Annotated in this window: 20 protein-coding genes; 18 read left to right on the top strand and 2 right to left on the bottom strand. The window is 41.8% G+C overall.

Annotated elements, in window-relative coordinates:
* Nucleotides 1–22 precede the first annotated feature (22 nt).
* A complete protein-coding gene (gene potD / locus CYG50_RS16320; protein ID WP_102138034.1) occupies nt 23–1072 on the top strand; it encodes a spermidine/putrescine ABC transporter substrate-binding protein PotD in 1050 nt (349 codons plus the stop codon).
* 90 nt (nt 1073–1162) lie between these two features.
* Here the strand turns inward: potD and CYG50_RS16315 are convergent, their stop codons facing one another.
* The gene (locus tag CYG50_RS16315; RefSeq protein ID WP_102138033.1) at nt 1163–1723 is read right to left on the bottom strand and encodes an NADPH-dependent FMN reductase; all 561 of its coding nucleotides are present in this window, start codon (nt 1721–1723) and stop codon (nt 1163–1165) included.
* Between the two features lie 303 nt (nt 1724–2026).
* Between CYG50_RS16315 and CYG50_RS16310 the strand changes: the two genes are divergently transcribed.
* The 3 genes from CYG50_RS16310 to CYG50_RS16300 all read left to right on the top strand — a co-directional run bounded on the left by CYG50_RS16310 (nt 2027) and on the right by CYG50_RS16300 (nt 4036).
* Nucleotides 2027–2599, top strand: coding sequence for a TetR/AcrR family transcriptional regulator (locus tag CYG50_RS16310; protein WP_102138256.1), 573 nt, complete (start codon nt 2027–2029; stop codon nt 2597–2599).
* A 79-nt stretch (nt 2600–2678) separates the two neighbouring features.
* A complete protein-coding gene (locus CYG50_RS16305; protein WP_102138032.1) occupies nt 2679–3521 on the top strand; it encodes a transcriptional regulator in 843 nt (280 codons plus the stop codon).
* Nucleotides 3518–4036, top strand: a complete 519-nt coding sequence (locus tag CYG50_RS16300; RefSeq protein WP_102138031.1) for a FidL-like protein — start codon at nt 3518–3520, stop codon at nt 4034–4036. The genes CYG50_RS16305 and CYG50_RS16300 overlap by 4 nt, the downstream gene beginning before the upstream one ends.
* 68 nt (nt 4037–4104) lie before the next feature.
* Here the strand turns inward: CYG50_RS16300 and CYG50_RS16295 are convergent, their stop codons facing one another.
* Nucleotides 4105–5244, bottom strand: coding sequence for an FAD-dependent monooxygenase (locus CYG50_RS16295; RefSeq protein ID WP_102138030.1), 1140 nt, complete (start codon nt 5242–5244; stop codon nt 4105–4107).
* Nucleotides 5245–5860: 616 nt separating this feature from the next.
* Here CYG50_RS16295 and CYG50_RS16290 point away from each other — a divergent pair.
* The 14 genes from CYG50_RS16290 to CYG50_RS16225 all read left to right on the top strand — a co-directional run bounded on the left by CYG50_RS16290 (nt 5861) and on the right by CYG50_RS16225 (nt 17560).
* Nucleotides 5861–6139: a BMC domain-containing protein gene (locus CYG50_RS16290; RefSeq protein WP_004249182.1), complete on the top strand. Its 279-nt coding sequence runs from the start codon at nt 5861–5863 to the stop codon at nt 6137–6139.
* A 20-nt stretch (nt 6140–6159) separates the two neighbouring features.
* Nucleotides 6160–6444, top strand: coding sequence for a BMC domain-containing protein (locus CYG50_RS16285; RefSeq protein WP_004259066.1), 285 nt, complete (start codon nt 6160–6162; stop codon nt 6442–6444).
* 15 nt (nt 6445–6459) lie between these two features.
* The gene (locus CYG50_RS16280; protein WP_004259063.1) at nt 6460–6738 is read left to right on the top strand and encodes a BMC domain-containing protein; all 279 of its coding nucleotides are present in this window, start codon (nt 6460–6462) and stop codon (nt 6736–6738) included.
* Between the two features lie 69 nt (nt 6739–6807).
* Complete coding sequence (locus CYG50_RS16275; RefSeq protein WP_102138029.1) at nt 6808–8436, top strand: acetaldehyde dehydrogenase (acetylating); 1629 nt, start codon at nt 6808–6810, stop codon at nt 8434–8436.
* A 26-nt stretch (nt 8437–8462) separates the two neighbouring features.
* Nucleotides 8463–8720 carry a EutN/CcmL family microcompartment protein gene (locus CYG50_RS16270; RefSeq protein WP_004259057.1) on the top strand — a complete coding sequence of 86 codons (258 nt, stop codon included), beginning with the start codon at nt 8463–8465 and terminating at the stop codon, nt 8718–8720.
* A 7-nt stretch (nt 8721–8727) separates the two neighbouring features.
* Nucleotides 8728–9858, top strand: a complete 1131-nt coding sequence (locus tag CYG50_RS16265; protein ID WP_102138028.1) for a 1-propanol dehydrogenase PduQ — start codon at nt 8728–8730, stop codon at nt 9856–9858.
* A 58-nt stretch (nt 9859–9916) separates the two neighbouring features.
* Nucleotides 9917–13348, top strand: a complete 3432-nt coding sequence (cutC, locus tag CYG50_RS16260) for a choline trimethylamine-lyase (protein WP_102138027.1) — start codon at nt 9917–9919, stop codon at nt 13346–13348.
* A 101-nt stretch (nt 13349–13449) separates the two neighbouring features.
* Nucleotides 13450–14400, top strand: a complete 951-nt coding sequence (gene cutD, locus CYG50_RS16255) for a choline TMA-lyase-activating enzyme (protein WP_102138026.1) — start codon at nt 13450–13452, stop codon at nt 14398–14400.
* 13 nt (nt 14401–14413) lie between these two features.
* The gene (locus CYG50_RS16250; protein WP_102138025.1) at nt 14414–14851 is read left to right on the top strand and encodes a BMC domain-containing protein; all 438 of its coding nucleotides are present in this window, start codon (nt 14414–14416) and stop codon (nt 14849–14851) included.
* On the top strand, nt 14848–15492 hold the full coding sequence (locus CYG50_RS16245; RefSeq protein WP_102138024.1) for a phosphate propanoyltransferase: 645 nt from the start codon (nt 14848–14850) through the stop codon (nt 15490–15492). The genes CYG50_RS16250 and CYG50_RS16245 overlap by 4 nt, the downstream gene beginning before the upstream one ends.
* A 14-nt stretch (nt 15493–15506) precedes the next feature.
* The gene (locus CYG50_RS16240; RefSeq protein ID WP_102138023.1) at nt 15507–16199 is read left to right on the top strand and encodes a hypothetical protein; all 693 of its coding nucleotides are present in this window, start codon (nt 15507–15509) and stop codon (nt 16197–16199) included.
* A 57-nt stretch (nt 16200–16256) separates the two neighbouring features.
* A complete protein-coding gene (locus CYG50_RS16235; protein WP_102138022.1) occupies nt 16257–16685 on the top strand; it encodes a DMT family transporter in 429 nt (142 codons plus the stop codon).
* 21 nt (nt 16686–16706) lie between these two features.
* Complete coding sequence (locus tag CYG50_RS16230) at nt 16707–17033, top strand: DMT family transporter (protein WP_042845455.1); 327 nt, start codon at nt 16707–16709, stop codon at nt 17031–17033.
* Between the two features lie 191 nt (nt 17034–17224).
* Complete coding sequence (locus CYG50_RS16225; RefSeq protein ID WP_102138021.1) at nt 17225–17560, top strand: tRNA-binding protein; 336 nt, start codon at nt 17225–17227, stop codon at nt 17558–17560.
* Nucleotides 17561–17630: the final 70 nt, after the last annotated feature.

Here is a 17630-nt window from a genome sequence, read left to right as displayed (position 1 = left end):
CTTTGTTGAGGGAATCTCAGTAATGAAAAAATGGTCCTATCTACTGGCAGCGGGTTTAATGGCTGCAAGTATTGGCACGGCGACTGCCGCTGACGATAACAAAGACGTACTGTATTTCTATAACTGGACAGAATATGTTCCCCCCGGTTTATTAGAGCAATTTACCAAAGAAACTGGCATCAAGGTGATTTACTCCACCTATGAATCAAACGAAAGCATGTATACCAAGCTAAAGACCTATAAAGACGGTGCTTATGATTTGGTGGTGCCTTCTACTTACTTTATTGCCAAAATGAGTAAAGAAGGGATGCTACAAAAGATTGATCAAAGTAAATTAACCAATTTTAAAAACCTTGACCCAAATTTAATTCATAAAGAATTTGACCCGAATAATGATTATTCAGTGCCTTATATTTGGGGGGCGACAGGGATTGGTATTAATGGTGAAGCGATTGACCCACAATCTGTTACTTCATGGGCTGATTTCTGGAAACCTGAATATAAAAATAGCCTGCTGATGATGGATGACGCACGGGAAGTTTTCCAAGTGGCCCTCAATAAATTAGGTTATTCAGGCAATACCACTGACCCGAAACAAATTGAAGAGGCGTATAAAGAACTACAAAAATTACGCCCAAATATTTTGGCCTTTAACTCTGACAACCCAGCGACACCTTTTATTGAAGGGGAAGTGGATGTCGGTATGTTATGGAATGGCTCCGCATTCGTTGCAAGGCAAGCTGGCTTGCCGATTGAAGTGGTGTGGCCTAAAGAAGGCGGAATTTTCTGGATGGACAGCTTAGCCATTCCTGCTAATGCCAAAAATGTGGAAGGGGCCCATAAGTTAATTAATTTCTTATTGCGTCCAGAAATTGCGGCTCAAGTAGCTGAATCTATTGGCTACCCAACTCCAAACTTAGAAGCTAAAAAATTATTGCCGGCTGAAATTGCTAACGACCCATCACTTTACCCAAGTGAAGAAGTTCTCCAAAAAGGCGAATGGCAAAGCGATGTTGGGAACACGAATATTTTGTACGAAGAGTATTTTCAGAAGCTAAAAGCCGGGCGTTAATGACTTGAGCATTACGTTTACGTTTCCTAGAAAGGGCACTGATTGAGAATGAAGTGCCCTTTTTTATACGCGTCATTATTGCTCAGCGACTTATTTACTCACTGCATTATGGGCAACAAATTTGGCAAAGGTATCGGCCCACGGCTGTAAGAAATCTTTGCTTTTTGGGGAAATATTGCCTTGCTCATCCACCATACCGTCATACCATTTTAGGAAACATTCAGGCTGGTTCATGGTTGGCATGTTTAAAAATGTCAGGCTATTGCGTAAGTGCTGTTGGGCAATTGCCGTACTGATATTGCCAATAGAAACACCAAGAACACCTGCTGGAATGGCATTCCACGAGTTATCTCCCCATGGGCGAGAGCCTTGGTCTATTGCATTTTTCAATACACCAGGTACCGAGCGGTTATATTCTGGGGTGGCGAAAATAATGCCATCACAGGCTTTAATTTGAGATTTGAAATTAGCCACAACAGGAGGCACATTTTGGTCTGCATCTTGGTTATAGAGAGGGAGTTCACCAATATTGATAAATTTAAACGTGAAATTTGTGGGGAATAATTTAGTCATGGCCTTAGCGACAACTAAATTATATGAATCAGCGCGCAAACTACCCACAATGACACCAATATTGTATTGATTTGACATGATAAAACCTCTTTCACGGGGAGTTAATTAGGGATACTGCAAACCACTATTTATTGAATAGAGCATTGTTTCACTCTCACTATTAAACATCATAATCTGAGGATGTGCAAAACTAAGTGAAATTAATATAGATAACTAAACATCAAAAATATTTGATATTTTTAAATTAATTATGGAGTTGCAACTTATCATAATTCGATATTGTGAGTCCTCTTACACTATTTAGATTTACCCATGAACAAATCAGGGTTACTTGATTTTAGTCAAAATGAAACATACCGACTGGTCGGTATCATTCATCGCATGAATAAGTCTGCTCAGCATAGAAAAAAAGATCCTATTAAGCTTCAAGTGGAGCTATTGAAAGCTGCTCGCATTATTGCTGGCAGAGAAGGGATCTCTTCACTCTCACTTAATGCGGTGGCAAGGGAAGCGGGTGTTAGCAAAGGTGGGTTGATGCATCACTTCCCAACGAAGCAAGAGCTTATTCATGCGCTGTTTTTGCAATTGTTGGGGATTATGGATGAGCGAATACATACCATTATGGATAATGACCCAAATCCCTACGGGCGTTTTTCTCGTGCTTATTTGCACTATATTGGCGAATTAAAAGAATCTGATGAAAGTTTTCAGCTCGCGTTATTGTCCTTAGCCATGCCAACCGAGCCAGTGTTACGTCAGTGCTGGCGAGATTGGGTAATTAACCATTTGGAAAAGGGGGATGAGTTCGATAACAGTTATTTAGGCGCGTTAGTGCGTTATGCGGCTGATGGGTTGTGGCTTTCGTCATTGACTGAGGGAGAAACGTTATCACAGCAAGAGCGTGATGCGATTGTGAGTCGGTTAACGACAATATCATTTGAACAAATTCCATAAGTAAAAATAACGCATAAGTAAAAATAGCAATAATAACGGTAGTGCAATTTTATTCATAAAATAAGCACATGAGGCGATAGTGAAATATAAAATCAATGCTTTCATTCTATATGATGCGGTTGATGGCACTTTATCTTTAAAAGAAGATGAGGTGGATACACAGCTGTCGATAACTGCCAATGCATTATTGTTTTACTTTATTCAGCACAGAGGTGTTGTTTCTCGAGATGAGGTATTAAAAGCAGTTTGGGATGATAATGGGTTAGTCTCATCAAACAGTAATTTAAATCAATATCTCAGCCTATTACGAAAAGCATTTCGTCCATATGGTATTGAAAATATTATTGTGACAGTCGCTCGGGGTCGATTAGAGTTTAATTCCGATGTTTCCCTTGAATTAATTGATGATATCAAAATTTCTCCAACTGAATTAATAACTAGCTTAAGTGACGTAGAAGAAACAGCGGTTGTTTTATCTCCAGCTTCCAAACCTATCTCTGTCCCTACAGATCCCAAAAAAATAGATTCAGCACTGACGCCAGAAAAAAAAGAGATCTGTTGGTATCTTGCGAGTGGTGCTTTTTTATTATGTTCTATTTTATTAGCTATCATGGCTTATTTATCAAAACAACCGTCAGTGCCAATTGACATGACGGTGCTTGAGCACTCTGGTTGTGATGTATTATCGAATGAAAAAATGATCAATAACACTGTCGCACTAAACTATGTGCAAAACTTTGATAAAGTTAGAAATAACTTAAATCTAGAGTGTGTTGAGAAAGAACGGTTTGTTTTTTTCTATGGGGACAAACTGCAGACTAATGGATTGGGTCGAGTATTTCTTGCACATTGTGCAGTCAATGAAGATAACCCATTTAGCTATTGCGATAACTACTTTTACTATTCTTGGAAACCATCATGAAGATATCAGGAAAAGTATTATGCTTACTGAGTTTTTTGTTATTCATTATTGTTACGATTTATACCCAGTCGGTCTTCTTTTCCAATAAACAAGATGGTTTATTAGTGTGCTCGACAAAAGGCATTATGCGTTTTGAGAATATGCAAGATGAAAACGTTAATGGCAATATTCACTTCAATTTTGGCGCGAATGGAAAGGGCTCAATTGTGGTGGAAGGCTATACTGATTCTAAAGCGGGCTGGCTGTATTTGCAGCGTTATGTGAAATTTAGTTACACGACAAAACGAGTTTCCCCAATAGAACGTCATTATATTATTAGTCAGTGGGAAGCGAGCGCTTCTTCTATTGATGAATCGCCAGATGTGATATTTGACTATTTTATGCGGGAAATGTCAGATAGCCATGATGGGCTATTTCTTAATGCACAAAAGCTTAATGACAAAGCCTTACTACTCAGCTCAATTAATTCCCCACTTTATATTTGCACACTCAAACCCAATAGTAAGTTCGATTAGCTTTCTTGTAGGTGGTAACAAATATCATATTTAAATAGTCTGGGTTTCACTTGGTGAAAGGAAAAGCGTTAAAGGCGTAGCTCGGGGCTTATCGCGTTATATTTAAATAACCAGTCTGTATCCGTCTTCTTTTTTAGCCATGTATTTGTACTTGATAACTTTTGTACAAGCGCTACGCGTTCTATACGGTAACTCTGATATTGATTAAAAGCGCATGAATAATTATCAATGCCGTACTGTTGTAGACATTTAACTAATATAGCCGCATCTTCAATTGCCATCGAAGCACCCGACATCATATGAGGTCGCATCGGATGACATGCATCTCCGATAAGTACTATCCTACCTTTATTCCACGTTGAATCAGCTGTTCTTTCGTGTAATGGCCAAAGTGTCACGCTTTTAGTTAATGACAGCATTGATTTTGGTACATCGTGAAATTCATTAAATATTTTCAAAACATCATGTAAAGCAGCGGGTTGAACAGAAATACCTCGAGGCCAGTAGGGGAAGGAAAAACCAGCTACGTAATAAAATTGTGTTTCATTTTTGTCTAAAAAGTACCCAATGATAAATTTATTATCTTTACCAAACCATTTATTCACACTGTGTTTCATTTGAGGTGCCAGCCCTTGAAGCTCGACTAATCCCCTAAATACAGCTTGTCCAGTATAGCTGGAGCATTGAATATCTGTGCCAGTTATTGCATTTCTTACTTTTGAAAATATCCCGTCGGCACCAATGACAATATCGGCCTCGTAACGACTGTTATCGTTGAAAACGAGTTCAATTTTGTTTTTTATCTCATTAAGCGCAATTAACTTTTTTCCCATATGAAGATTGTTTAAGTTAATTTTTTCCGTCATTGCACGGTGTAAGTCTCCTCGATGGATAGTCAGGTAAGGCATGCCATATAGGTCGCGCATTTCCTGTCCTAATTTCAAGTAATTTAGCGTTTTGTTTGAATAGGCATCGCGACTGATAAATCCGTTAGGCTCCCAGCCAAGCTTTTCAATAGATTTTGAAACACCTATTTTTTCCATTATGTACATGAGGTTCGGGGATATATGGATCCCTGCCCCGATTTTTTCAAACGAAGAAGCTTGTTCAAAGACAGCAATATTAAACCCTATATTCTGCATTAGGAGGGCGAGTGCTGAACCGCCAAGGCCACAACCTACAATCGCAATAGTAAATTTATGTGTCATTCTTTTCACCTATGAGTTTTATCACTTTTAGATGGAAAGTAGCAAAATTGTTGTCGCCGTTATTTTTTATTATTTAGCAGAAGGGAATATTTTTAAGTACGCGATAGCCATTGATAGGGAAGTTATGGCGAATGGTTTTCAAAGAGTGCGGTGGTCTGAGTATATAAATTAAGGAATTAACAGAAAGTAAAAATATGCCGCAAAGCGATCACGAGCACAGTTATAAGAGAAGAAAAAACGTAGGCATAGCAGCTTAGTAATACCTCATTAACAATCCTTCATAAATAGCTCTAAATACATTTCCCCTTCAATTTTCACCTCAAATTTCAAACGTGAATTTTTGGTTTTTTTAGCATAAACATATAAATGACCTGAGTGTTCGCTCTAATTATTAGCCTTAAAAACTAAATATCTGTGCTTTGTGGATTTATATTTTGTTTTTATTTTTCAGTTCTATAGTGGGTTTGAAGCCAAAGGCTGCGTTCAATAGATCACCGCGCAGACACCATTGGCGTAAATGATTACTTAGATATTTCAAGGGACATGTACTCGGACACATTAGCTTGGAATATCGAAGGTAAAGAAAAATAAAGAAGGCTTCTCGGAGGAAACAACAATGGGTGATGCATTAGGTCTTATTGAAACAAAAGGTCTGGTGGCTTGTATCGAAGCAGCTGATGCCATGTGCAAAGCGGCAAATGTTGAGCTAATTGGTTACGAAAATGTCGGTTCAGGCCTCGTTACCGCAATGGTTAAAGGCGATGTCGGTGCAGTCAAAGCAGCCGTCGATTCAGGTGTTGAATCAGCACAGCGTGTTGGTGAAGTCGTGACCTCACTGGTCATTGCGCGTCCACACAACGATATCAACAAAATCGTTATTAAGCATAAAGCATAACTTTTTCCGGAGGAAAAAACATGGGTGACGCATTAGGTCTTATTGAAACTCAAGGGTTAGTGGCTTGTATTGAAGCTGCAGACTCGATGTGTAAAGCCGCAAATGTTGTGCTGATTGGTTATGAAAATGTTGGGTCAGGTTTAGTTACCGCCATGGTCAAAGGCGATGTGGGTGCGGTGAAAGCTGCAGTGGATTCAGGTGTTGAATCTGCCTCTCGTATTGGCACCGTTGTGACATCACTGGTTATCGCTCGTCCTCATAGCGATATTCAGAAAATTGTCGCCCAGTATAAAGTCACGGAATAAAACAGGAAATTACTTATGAAAGAAGCACTTGGTCTGATTGAAACCAAAGGTTTAGTGGCTTGTATTGAAGCTGCTGATGCCATGTGTAAAGCCGCAAATGTCGAGCTAATCGGTTATGAGAATGTCGGTTCAGGGCTGGTAACAGCGATGGTTAAAGGCGATGTCGGTGCCGTTAATGCTGCGGTTGAGTCAGGTGTTGAGGCTGCAAAACGTATCGGAACAGTGGTGACTTCACGTGTGATTGCAAGACCACACAACGATATTGGCAAAATTGCACAACAACACAAAGCCTAAGTCATTGGCTAATAAGCCAATAACTCGACAAGCGAATGAATTAATTTTGGCTCCGATACGGGGGAAGACATGGTTGCATTAGACAAAGATCTGCAATCCAGACAACTGGCAAGAGAGCTAGTTAGAAACGCGAAACAAGCGCAGAAAGAGTTTGCGACATTTTCGCAGGAAAAAATCGATAATATTGTTAAACACATCGCAATTGAGTCCGCACTTCATGCAGAAGAGCTGGCAAAAATGGCTAACGAAGAAACTGGGTTTGGTAAGTGGCAAGATAAAGTCCTGAAAAACACTTTTGCTTCAATGCGTGTTTATGAACACATTAAAGATCTCAAAACCGTTGGCATCATTAATGATGACAAAATCAACAAAGTCATGGATGTGGGTGTTCCTCTTGGTGTGATCACGGCGTTAGTTCCTTCTACTAATCCAACATCTACCATCATCTACAAAACGTTGATTGCCTTGAAGGCGGGTAATGCCATTGTCTTCTCCCCTCATCCAAATGCCAAAGCCTGCAGTTTCCGCACATTAGAAATTGTCAAAAAAGCCGCATTAGAAGCGGGTGCTCCAGCTGGAATTGTCGATGCTGTCACAATGCTGACTTTAGAAGCAACGAAAGAACTGATGCACAGCAAAGACGTCTCTTTAATCTTGGCAACGGGTGGTGAAGGCATGGTACGTGCAGCTTACGCATCCGGTACACCAACCATTAGTGGCGGTCCAGGTAATGGCCCTGCATTTATTGAACGTAGCGCCAATATCAAACAGGCGGTAAGTGACATCATCACCAGTAAAACGTTTGATAACGGTGTGATCTGTGCTTCTGAGCAATCCATCATTGTAGAACGCTGTATTTACAACGAAGTTCATCGTGAATTACTCGCTCAAGGCGCTTACTTCATGAATGAAGACGAAGCGAAACGCATGGCATCGATGTTGCTTAGAGCGAACGGCACCATCAACCCAGAAGTGGTGGGGAAAGATGCCATTACACTCAGCCAACGTGCAGGTTTCACTGTTCCGGCTAACACACGTGTGTTGATTGCGTTGCAAGACACCGTATCACCGAAAAACCCATACTCCCGCGAGAAATTATGTCCAATTTTAGGGATGTATATTGAGGAAGATTGGCAATCCGCTTGCCATCGCGTGGTTGATTTGCTGACCAACGAAGGTCTCGGCCATACCTTGGTGATCCACACGCAAAACGAAGATGTCATTCGCCAGTTCTCTTTAGAAAAACCCGTTAATCGTATTTTGATCAATACGCCAGCAGCATTGGGCGGAATTGGTGCGACGACGAATATCACGCCAGCGTTAACACTGGGCTGTGGTGCGGTTGGCGGCGGTTCTAGCTCTGATAACGTTGGCCCAATGAACTTACTGAATATTCGTAAAGTGGGTTATGGCGTGCGTTCCATTGATGATTTAAGGCAACCCACCCAGCCTTGTGCAGTGGCTCAGCCAACGGCACCGGCTACGGTAAATCAACCGCAAGTCAGCATTTTTGATGATAACCGCTTCCGTAATCCAGCGGCAGTGTCAACAGCAGTAGTTAATCCAACGGGCGATGACCGATTCGGCAGTGCGGTAACAACAGCTGCGATTGCTGAAGCGGTGGTTTCTCAAGGCGACATCACTGAAGAAAATGTTGAGCAAATCATCAAGGCTGTTCTCGGACGCCTAAATAAGTAACTCATTGGAATAAGGCGGTATAAACCATGATCCTCGCAAAGGTAGTCGGACATGTTGTTGCAACGCAGAAATGCCAAGAACTTAGTGGCAGTAACTTATTAATGGTTACCAAGCTAGGGGATGACCTTGAACCGTTGAAAAACAAAACGTATGTGGCAGTCGACAGTGTTGGCGCAGGTATTAACGACATTGTGTTAGCTGAAGCTTACTTCGCTTTGAATAAAGACAATTACAAAGCCATGTCAGTGGTTGCCATTGTTGAGAAGGTTTATACCAAGGAGTAAAAACAGCATGAACCAGTTTTTGATTAAACCTAAAGTCCAATTCGGTGCTAACGCATTGGATTTTATCTCACAAATGAGTGCTCACCATGCCTTTATCGTCACTGACAGAGCGATGGTGAAGTTTGGCTTAGCTGATGAAGTCACTCGCAGGCTAACCCAAAGTGGCATCGCATTTTCGATTTACGACGATGTTGAGCCAGATCCTGACATTTCAGCCATCGTTAAAGGTATGAAAATCATGGATAAGCAATATCCAGATGTGGTGATTGCACTCGGTGGTGGGTCGGTTATTGATGCTGCGAAAGCTGTTATTTACTCCCTCTGGCACACGAAAAAAGACGTCAATCGAGTTAAACCGCAGTTTATCGCGATCCCAACTACCAGTGGGACGGGCTCGGAGGTCACTTCATTTTCAGTGATCAAGTCCCAGTCTGAAAAACTGGTTTTAGTTGACGAATTTATGTTGCCAGATGTCGCCATTTTAGACCCTGCACTGGTGAAGTCAGTACCCGCTTCTATTACGGCTGACACAGGTATGGACGTGCTGTGCCACGCGCTAGAAGCTTATGTTTCTCGTACTGCATCTGATTTTTCTGATGCCTTAGCAGAAAAAGCCGTGCAGTTAGTGTTCGGCCACTTAATTGATTGTTATCGCGACGGTAGCAACTTAGTGGCACGCGAAAAAATGCACAACGCTTCATGCATTGCGGGAATGGCCTTTACTAACGCATCACTAGGGATAACTCACAGTTTAGCCCATGCATTAGGCGGCGTATTCCACATTCCACATGGTCGTGCAAATGCCTTATTGATGGCACAAGTTGTGGCCTTCAATGCGGATTTAGAAGGGCGATGCGATAACGAAGCTGCAAAACGTTACGCTCATCTCGCGAAAAACTTAAATTTACCCGCCTCAACAATACGAGAAGGCGTTGAAAGCTTAATTATGGCAATCAACGTATTGAAAGATGAAATGAATATGCCAAAAGGCATTCAAGCAACCGGTACCAATGAATTCGATTTTAACGCCCGTTTAGGGGAAATGGTTGGGCAAGCACTGCGCGATAGTTGCACTCCGACCAATCCACGGGATGTGAGCAAGGTGCAACTGGAAATGCTGTATAGACAGTCTTTTTAACAGTTAACGCTTTTATGTGATGAACAACAAACTAGAAAGAACATCAGGATAGGCTAACATGAATAAATATGCTTTGACCCCACGCGTAAAAATGCTGGCTGAACGCTTAAGTGCCCGCAACAGCTCAATTATTACTGAACGTGCGAATATTTTAGAAGCGCTTGGCAACCAACTGTCTGGCGCACCACAGGCGATTAAACCTGCACAACGTTTTTATGAATTTATCCGGCATTTTCCTGCATTTATTGGCCAAGATGAGCTGATCATCGGTAGCCAATCATCAACCCCTCGAGGTGCCATTTTCCATACTGAAAATGAAATCAACAGCCACAGTATTTATACCTTTTTAGCTGGCGATAGCACAGTGGATGCGCCTGATTACTTAGCGGTTTTAAATATTGGTTTCTTGGCTATCAAAGCCCAATTAGAAAACAAAGTCAGAAACATTGGCAGTGCAGTTAGCCGTAATAGCATTGATGAAGCGAATAACTGCCGCTCAGCAATTTACGCATGTGATGCGGCCATTCATTTTGCACAAGCTTTAGCGTCTAAAGCAGAGAGCATGGCGGCAGCAGAATCTAATCAATATCGTCGTGCAGAATTGCAAGAAAGCGCAGCCATTTTACGCAATGTGCCGGCAAAACCAGCGCAAACCTTCAAAGAGGCTTGCCAAGCTTTCTACTTGCTTCAGCTAATTTTACATCTAGAAAATGGCAGTTATGCGGTGAACCCAATGGGGTTCGATAAAGCCGTTTATCCATTCTATCAACGTGATATCGAACAAGGCCGCTTAACCCAAGCACAAGCTTATGAAATTGTAGAAAGTTTATGGTTGAAACTGGCTGAACTCTCTGAAGTTCGCTCAACCAAGCAAGTCGATGGCTACCCAATGTTCGATGCATTGAAAGATGGCATTTATCTGAATGACCCGCGTGTATGCATTAACGAATTATCTGCCATGATGTTATCCGCTCATGAAAATATCAGTGCTATCAATAATGGATTGAAAGTTCGCTTATATTGTGGAAAAAACAGCGCTCAGCCGCAATATTCTGCACCAAATGCGAATTATGTTGCTCCAACGGCACAAGTAGAAACCGAATTCAAAGTGATGGAAGGCTTAACGCCTCGCTTACAACGCTTACGTAACCGTTACTTAGAAGCGCGTCCAAGTGTGTCTATTTATCGCGCACTCGCCTTCACTGAAGTTGTTAAAAATAACCCGGGTTTACCGCCAATTCTATTGCGTGCGAAAGCATTCCGCCGCGCTTGTGAAACCGCGCCAATCTTAATTCAACCTGAAGAACTGATTGTGGGGCATCCATGTGGTAAAGCCCGTGCGGGTGCCTTCTCACCGGATATCGCATGGCGTTGGGTAGTCGAAGAACTTGATACCATGAGCACGCGTCCACAAGACCCGTTTGTTATCTCTGAAGAAGACAAAAAAGTGATCCGTGAGGAAATCGCTCCGTTCTGGGAAGGTCGTTCGCTGGATGAGATTTGTGAGGCTCAATACCGCGAAGCGGGGGTGTGGGAATTCAGCGGTGAAACCTTTGTCAGTGACTTGTCTTATCACCAAATTAACGGTGGTGGCGATACCTGCCCTGGTTATGACGTGCTGTTATTCACCAAAGGAATGAATGGTATTAAAGCAGATGCTCAGGCGAAACTGGCTGAATTAAGCATGGAAAACCCAGATGATATTGACCGCATTTATTTCTATAAAGCGTCAATTGAAACCTGTGAAGGGGTTGTGGCGTATTCACACCGAATTGCTGCTCACGCTCGTGAATTAGCAGTGTTGGAGTCAGACCAAAAACGTCGTGAAGAATTGCTAACTATTGCACAAGTCAACGAAAATGTGCCAGCGAACCCACCGGCGACGTTACAAGAAGCATTACAGAGCATTTGGACGGTTGAGTCACTGTTTGAAATCGAAGAGAACCAAACCGGTCTTTCTCTAGGACGCCTCGACCAATATTGTTTGCCAATGTATGAAAACGACATCAAATCAGGCCGTTTGACCCAAGACCAAGCGCTAGAAATGATGCAGGCGTTTATCATCAAATGTGCTGAGTTAATGTGGATGTCGAGCGAATTAGGTGCAAAATATTTCGCCGGTTATCAGCCATTTATCAACTTAACAGTGGGTGGACAAAAACGTTCAGGCGGTGACGCTTGTAACGACCTGACCTACTTAATTATGGATGCGGTTCGTTTCGTTAAAGTGTATCAGCCCTCTCTGGCATGCCGTATTCATAACCAATCACCACAGAAATACATGGAAAAAATCGTTGATGTCGTGAAAGCCGGTATGGGCTTCCCTGCATGTCACTTCGACGATTCCCACATCAAAATGATGCTGCGTAAAGGCTTCGACTTTGAAGATGCGCGTGATTACTGCTTGATGGGCTGTGTTGAGCCACAAAAATCAGGTCGTATTTATCAGTGGACTTCAACGGGTTACACCCAATGGCCAATTGCGATTGAATTCGTATTAAATCGTGGTCGCATGGTGTTATTCGATAGCTATCAAGGTTTAGATACTGGTGACTTACGTGACCTGAAAACATTCGAAGACTTTGATAATGCAGTGAAAGCGCAGATTGCTCATATTGTTCGCTTATCCGCTATCGGTACCGTCATCAGCCAACGCGTTCACCGCGATGTGGCACCAAAACCATTAATGTCCTTGCTGGTGGAAGGCTGTATGGAAAAAGGGAAAGACGTTGCAGCGGGTGGGGCGATGATCAACCACGGCCCAGGGCTGATTTTCTCTGGTCTTGCAACCTATGTTGACTCCATTGTCGCTATTCGCAAATTAGTTTACGAAGATGGCCGCTACACCCTTGAGCAAATTCGTGATGGCCTGCTAGCCAACTTTGAAGGCTACGACGAACTGCGTCGTGACTGCTTAAATGCGCCTAAGTTTGGTAACGATGATGACTATGTTGACCAATATGCACTGGATATTACGGAGTGGACAGAGCGTGAGTGCCGTAAGTACGACATGCTGTATTCAACACTGAGCCACGGAACCTTATCTATCTCCAACAACACACCGATTGGTGAGTTAACCGCCGCGAGTGCCAATGGTCGCTTGGCGTGGATGCCGCTATCCGATGGTATCAGCCCAACACAAGGTGCGGATAAACAAGGCCCAACTGCCATTATTAAATCAATCAGCAAAATGAATGTTGAAACGATGAACATTGGTATGGTGCATAACTTTAAGTTCTTAAAAGGCTTATTGGACACGCCAGAAGGCCGTCATGGCTTAATCACCTTGCTGAGAACCGCGTCTATCTTAGGAAACGGGCAAATGCAGTTCAGCTATGTAGATAACGAAATGCTGAAAAAAGCCCAGCAAGAGCCTGAAAAATATCGTGATTTAATCGTTCGTGTCGCAGGATACAGTGCTTACTTCGTGGAGCTCTGTAAAGAGGTTCAAGATGAAATTATTAGCCGTACTGTAATTGAGAAGTTCTAAACCCATGTAGGCAGGTATGAGTTTATACCTGCCATTTTATACCGGCTATTTCATAACAACAATAATAAATTTTGATTTATAAACATAGTTTTAGAGGTGCAATGATGAGCGCGGCAGAGATTAAAGGTCGGATATTTAATATCCAAAAATACTCGATTTATGATGGCGATGGCATCCGCACATTGATTTTCTTAAAAGGGTGCAATATTCGTTGTCCATGGTGCGCCAACCCAGAAGGGCTAAGCAGCCAGTTCCAAGTGATGTTTTCCCATGACAAATGCGTCAACTGCGGAAAATGTGTTGATGTCTGCCCAACAGGGATCCACTACAAAACCATTAATGAGCAAGGTGAACAAATTCACCGCGTGAATCGTAGTATTGACTGCATTGGTTGCCGTAAATGCGAAGAAGTGTGTATTGGTGGTGCGTTAGACATTATGGGGAAGGATGTCACAGTAGCCGAAATGATGGAAATCATCATGCAAGATTATGATTTTTATATTTCTTCCGGTGGTGGCGTGACAATCGGTGGCGGTGAAATGAGCCTACAAACCGATTTTGCCGTTGCGCTACTGCGTGAGTGTAAAAAAATGATGATCAACACCGCAATAGAAACCCAAGGCACTACATCGTTAGAAAACTATGAAAAGTTAGCTGAAGTTGTCGACCTATTCCTCTATGACATTAAACATATTGATACTACACAGCATAAAAACCTGTTCGGTATTGGCAATGAAAATGTTCGCCGCAACCTTGAAAGGTTGGTTGAACTCGGTGCCAACGTTGTAGTGAGAATGCCATTGGTTCGCGGCTATAACGACTCTTTTGATGCCATCACGGGGGCGATTCACTATGCGATGGAATTATCCAAACGTGGCAATGTAAAACGTATTGATATTCTGCCTTATCACCAGTTGGGACGCGGCAAATACGACAAACTGGATATGATTTATCCCGTTAAACAAGACCCAACCTATAGCGCAGAAGAGTTAGATCAACTTGAAGCATTCTTCAAACAATTTGATTTCGATATTCGACTGGTTCGTCATTAAGTAGGAGAGACAGATGAAAAGTTTAGGCGTAATTGAAACTCGGGGGCTGACATCCGCCATACAGGCTGCAGACGCAGCCTGTAAAGCCGCCAGTGTAGAAATTGTAGGTTATCGAAAAATCGGCTCTGGACTGGTATCCGTTTGTTTTCAAGGCGAAATCAGTGCCGTTCGCACCGCAGTTGACCATGGCATTGAAGTGATCGCCAGTAGCCAACTATTAGTCGGTTCATTAGTGATTGCACGGCCTGAAGAAAGTGTGATCACCAAATTACTGACAGTGAAAAGTAAAAAGGGCGAATTAGAGAAAAGTATTCAACCAGAAGCAAAAACAGAAAAGTTAGTGGAAAAAGTAGTTATTGAAGCTAAAACTGAAGCGCCAGTGGCTGAAGTTAAAACCGATATCAATGTGAAAGACATCAAAAATGACCCGCGTAAAGGGAAAAAATCATGATGAATGAGCAATTGATGGGGAAAATACTGGCTCGGCTTTCAGCCTATACACCGGCACAAAATGGCGTTGCTAACATCGCTATCCCTGTTGGCATCTCTAACCGTCATGTTCACCTTTCACAGCAGGACGTTGAAGCGTTGTTTGGCCAAGGTTATCAGCTAACGCCATTCAAAGATTTAAAACAGCCAGGGCAATTTGCTGCGAAAGAGTGCGTGATGGTCGTGGGGCCAAAAGGCTCTATTAGCAAAGTCAGAGTGCTAGGGCCTGTTCGCCCAAAAACGCAGCTCGAAGTGTCTAAAGCCGATTGTTTTGCCCTTGGCATTAAAGCTCCTGTGAGAGAGTCTGGGGATATGACGAATTCGGGTAATGCTTTACTGATTGGCCCAGCAGGACATGTCAATCTTGAGTCACAGGTCATTTGTGCTCAGCGCCATATTCATATGAGTGTGATGGACTCAAGAGCACTAAATGTAGTGAATGGGCAAAAGGTGAATATCCGTACTGAAGGTGAACGCAGCTTAGTGTTTGATGAAGTTGTCGTGAGAGTCGATGAGCGGTTTTCTCTTGAATTTCATATTGATACCGATGAAGCGAACGCAGCGGGATTACGGAATAACGATAGCGTATTCATTGCAGGCTAAGGAGCGGTGGCAAAATGAACGAAAAACGGATCGAGCGAATTGTGCAACAAGTTTTACGTCAGTTGAAGCGACAAGTTCTGGTTGTGCTATCGCCTGTTGAGGGGTATCAGCAAGCGATTTACCAAAGACTGGCACAGCTAGATTCTGTTTCTTTTTCCTTTTATGCCACCGCATCCATGCTTCAGTCCGCTGATGTTGAAAAATGGGCTGAATTGGGAAGTGTTGTAAATAAAAGTACCTTATCAATAAGTAGGTTAAGTCATTATGACAGCCTGTTTTTACCGTTTATTGATGCAAAAGTGGTTGGTGAGATAGCCAATGGTTTGTTTGTGAGTGAGGAAAGTGAGCTAGCCCTACATGCCTTATCACAAAACATGTCGATATTGGCACTGAAATATCATTGTTGCCCTGAAAGTGAGTTAAGTCAGGTTTTAGGTTTAAATAAAAACGAAAATTATAATCGTCTGATTAAAGAAAATATCAGTAAGGCTATTAATTTAGGAATTCATTTTGGCTCGTTAAACGAAGTAGAAAAAAAATTTATAGTCAATGAAATTACTGAGGAATTAAAACCTGAAATAAATAATGAACATCCAAATCGCTATATTACTTTAAAGGAAGTAATGAATAACCCTAGGGGGTATTGTGCGAATGAAAATAAATTAACGGATTCAGCAATCGATTATTTAAAGTCACTTAAAAAATAAAGTTATTAAATTAAAAAATTAATTTTAATCATTCTATTTATCGTAGGAGTATTATCTATGTCCCCTAAAGCAAAGTCATGGCTTTGGATGCTGGCGGTTATTATTTCTGAAACCTCAGCAACATCGACCTTAAAAATGTTTGATAATAGCGAAGGTATGACCAAATCATTATTATTGGCATTAATCGTTGTATTATATGTTATTTGTTATTACTCACTTTCCCGCGCGGTAAAATATATTCCTGTTGGCTTAGCTTATGCAACATGGTCAGGTACTGGGATCCTAATGGTTTCAACCCTTGGTATGCTATTTTATGGGCAACATCCTGATACCGCAGCCATGATTGGCATGGCGGTGATCGCAAGTGGTATTGTGATCATGAATCTATTCTCCAAAATGGGCTCAGATGATCCAGAAGAAAATGAGCCACCTAAAGATGAAACAGAGTCTTCATTATTATCCGCAAAAAATAACACAGCTCATTAATTTAAAGCTAAGGGGAATATTATGTTTACTGGATTTCTATGGTTAGCACTTTCTATTGGCTCTGAAATAACGGGCACCTCAATGATTAAAAAGACCAATAGTTTTAGCAAGTTGGGTCCATCCGTATTAGTTATTATTGCTTATTGCCTGTGTTATTTCGCTTTAACTCGTGCAATGGGCTATATCCCAGTTGGTGTCGCTTATTCACTGTGGTGTGGGTTTGGTATTGTCGGTGTGACACTCGTTTCTATGGTTTTATATAAACAAAAACCCGATTTTCCAGCGGTATTCGCGATGGGGCTCATCATTAGTGGTGGGATTATTATGAATACATTCTCGACTATGTAATTAATTTTTAGACCATTGTTGCATCTTTCTTTCGTTCATTATTTGGCCCTCAATGTATTTTCGTGAGGGCTATTTTTTTATCATACGATAGTATGACTGTTTCACGATACAAAGTGATGGTTTGGCGATAAAAGAAAGGATCTATCCTATGTTAATTTACGTTCTATAAATAATCTAATTAGGAAAAATGAATGAACATAATTGAATGGGATGATTTTACCCGTGTTGAAATGCGTGTTGGGACTATTGTTAGTGCAGAAGTTAATATTAAAGCTAAAAAGCCCGCTTATATAATGGAGGTTGACCTCGGTGAATTGGGCATTAAGCGCTCAAGTGCACAGATCACCGTCAATTATACGCCTGAAGACTTGATTGGTAAGCGAGTACTGTGCGTGTGTAATTTTGAAGTAAAGCGTATAGCAGGCATTAAATCTGAAGTGTTGATCACGGGGGCGCCTGACGAAACGGGGGCGATTGTCCTTGCTGAATTTAACCTGCCTTTGCCAAATGGTGCTTTATTAGCATAATGCTCGTTATACTTCTAATACTCGTCATACTTAGTGTTATTGCGTTGTTGGCTTCACTCACTCGCTCAGT

The sequence above is a fragment of the Providencia huaxiensis genome (assembly GCF_002843235.3).
In the GTDB taxonomy this organism is placed as follows: Bacteria; Pseudomonadota; Gammaproteobacteria; order Enterobacterales; family Enterobacteriaceae; genus Providencia; species Providencia huaxiensis.
This window is presented reverse-complemented; position numbering and strand designations above follow the sequence as displayed.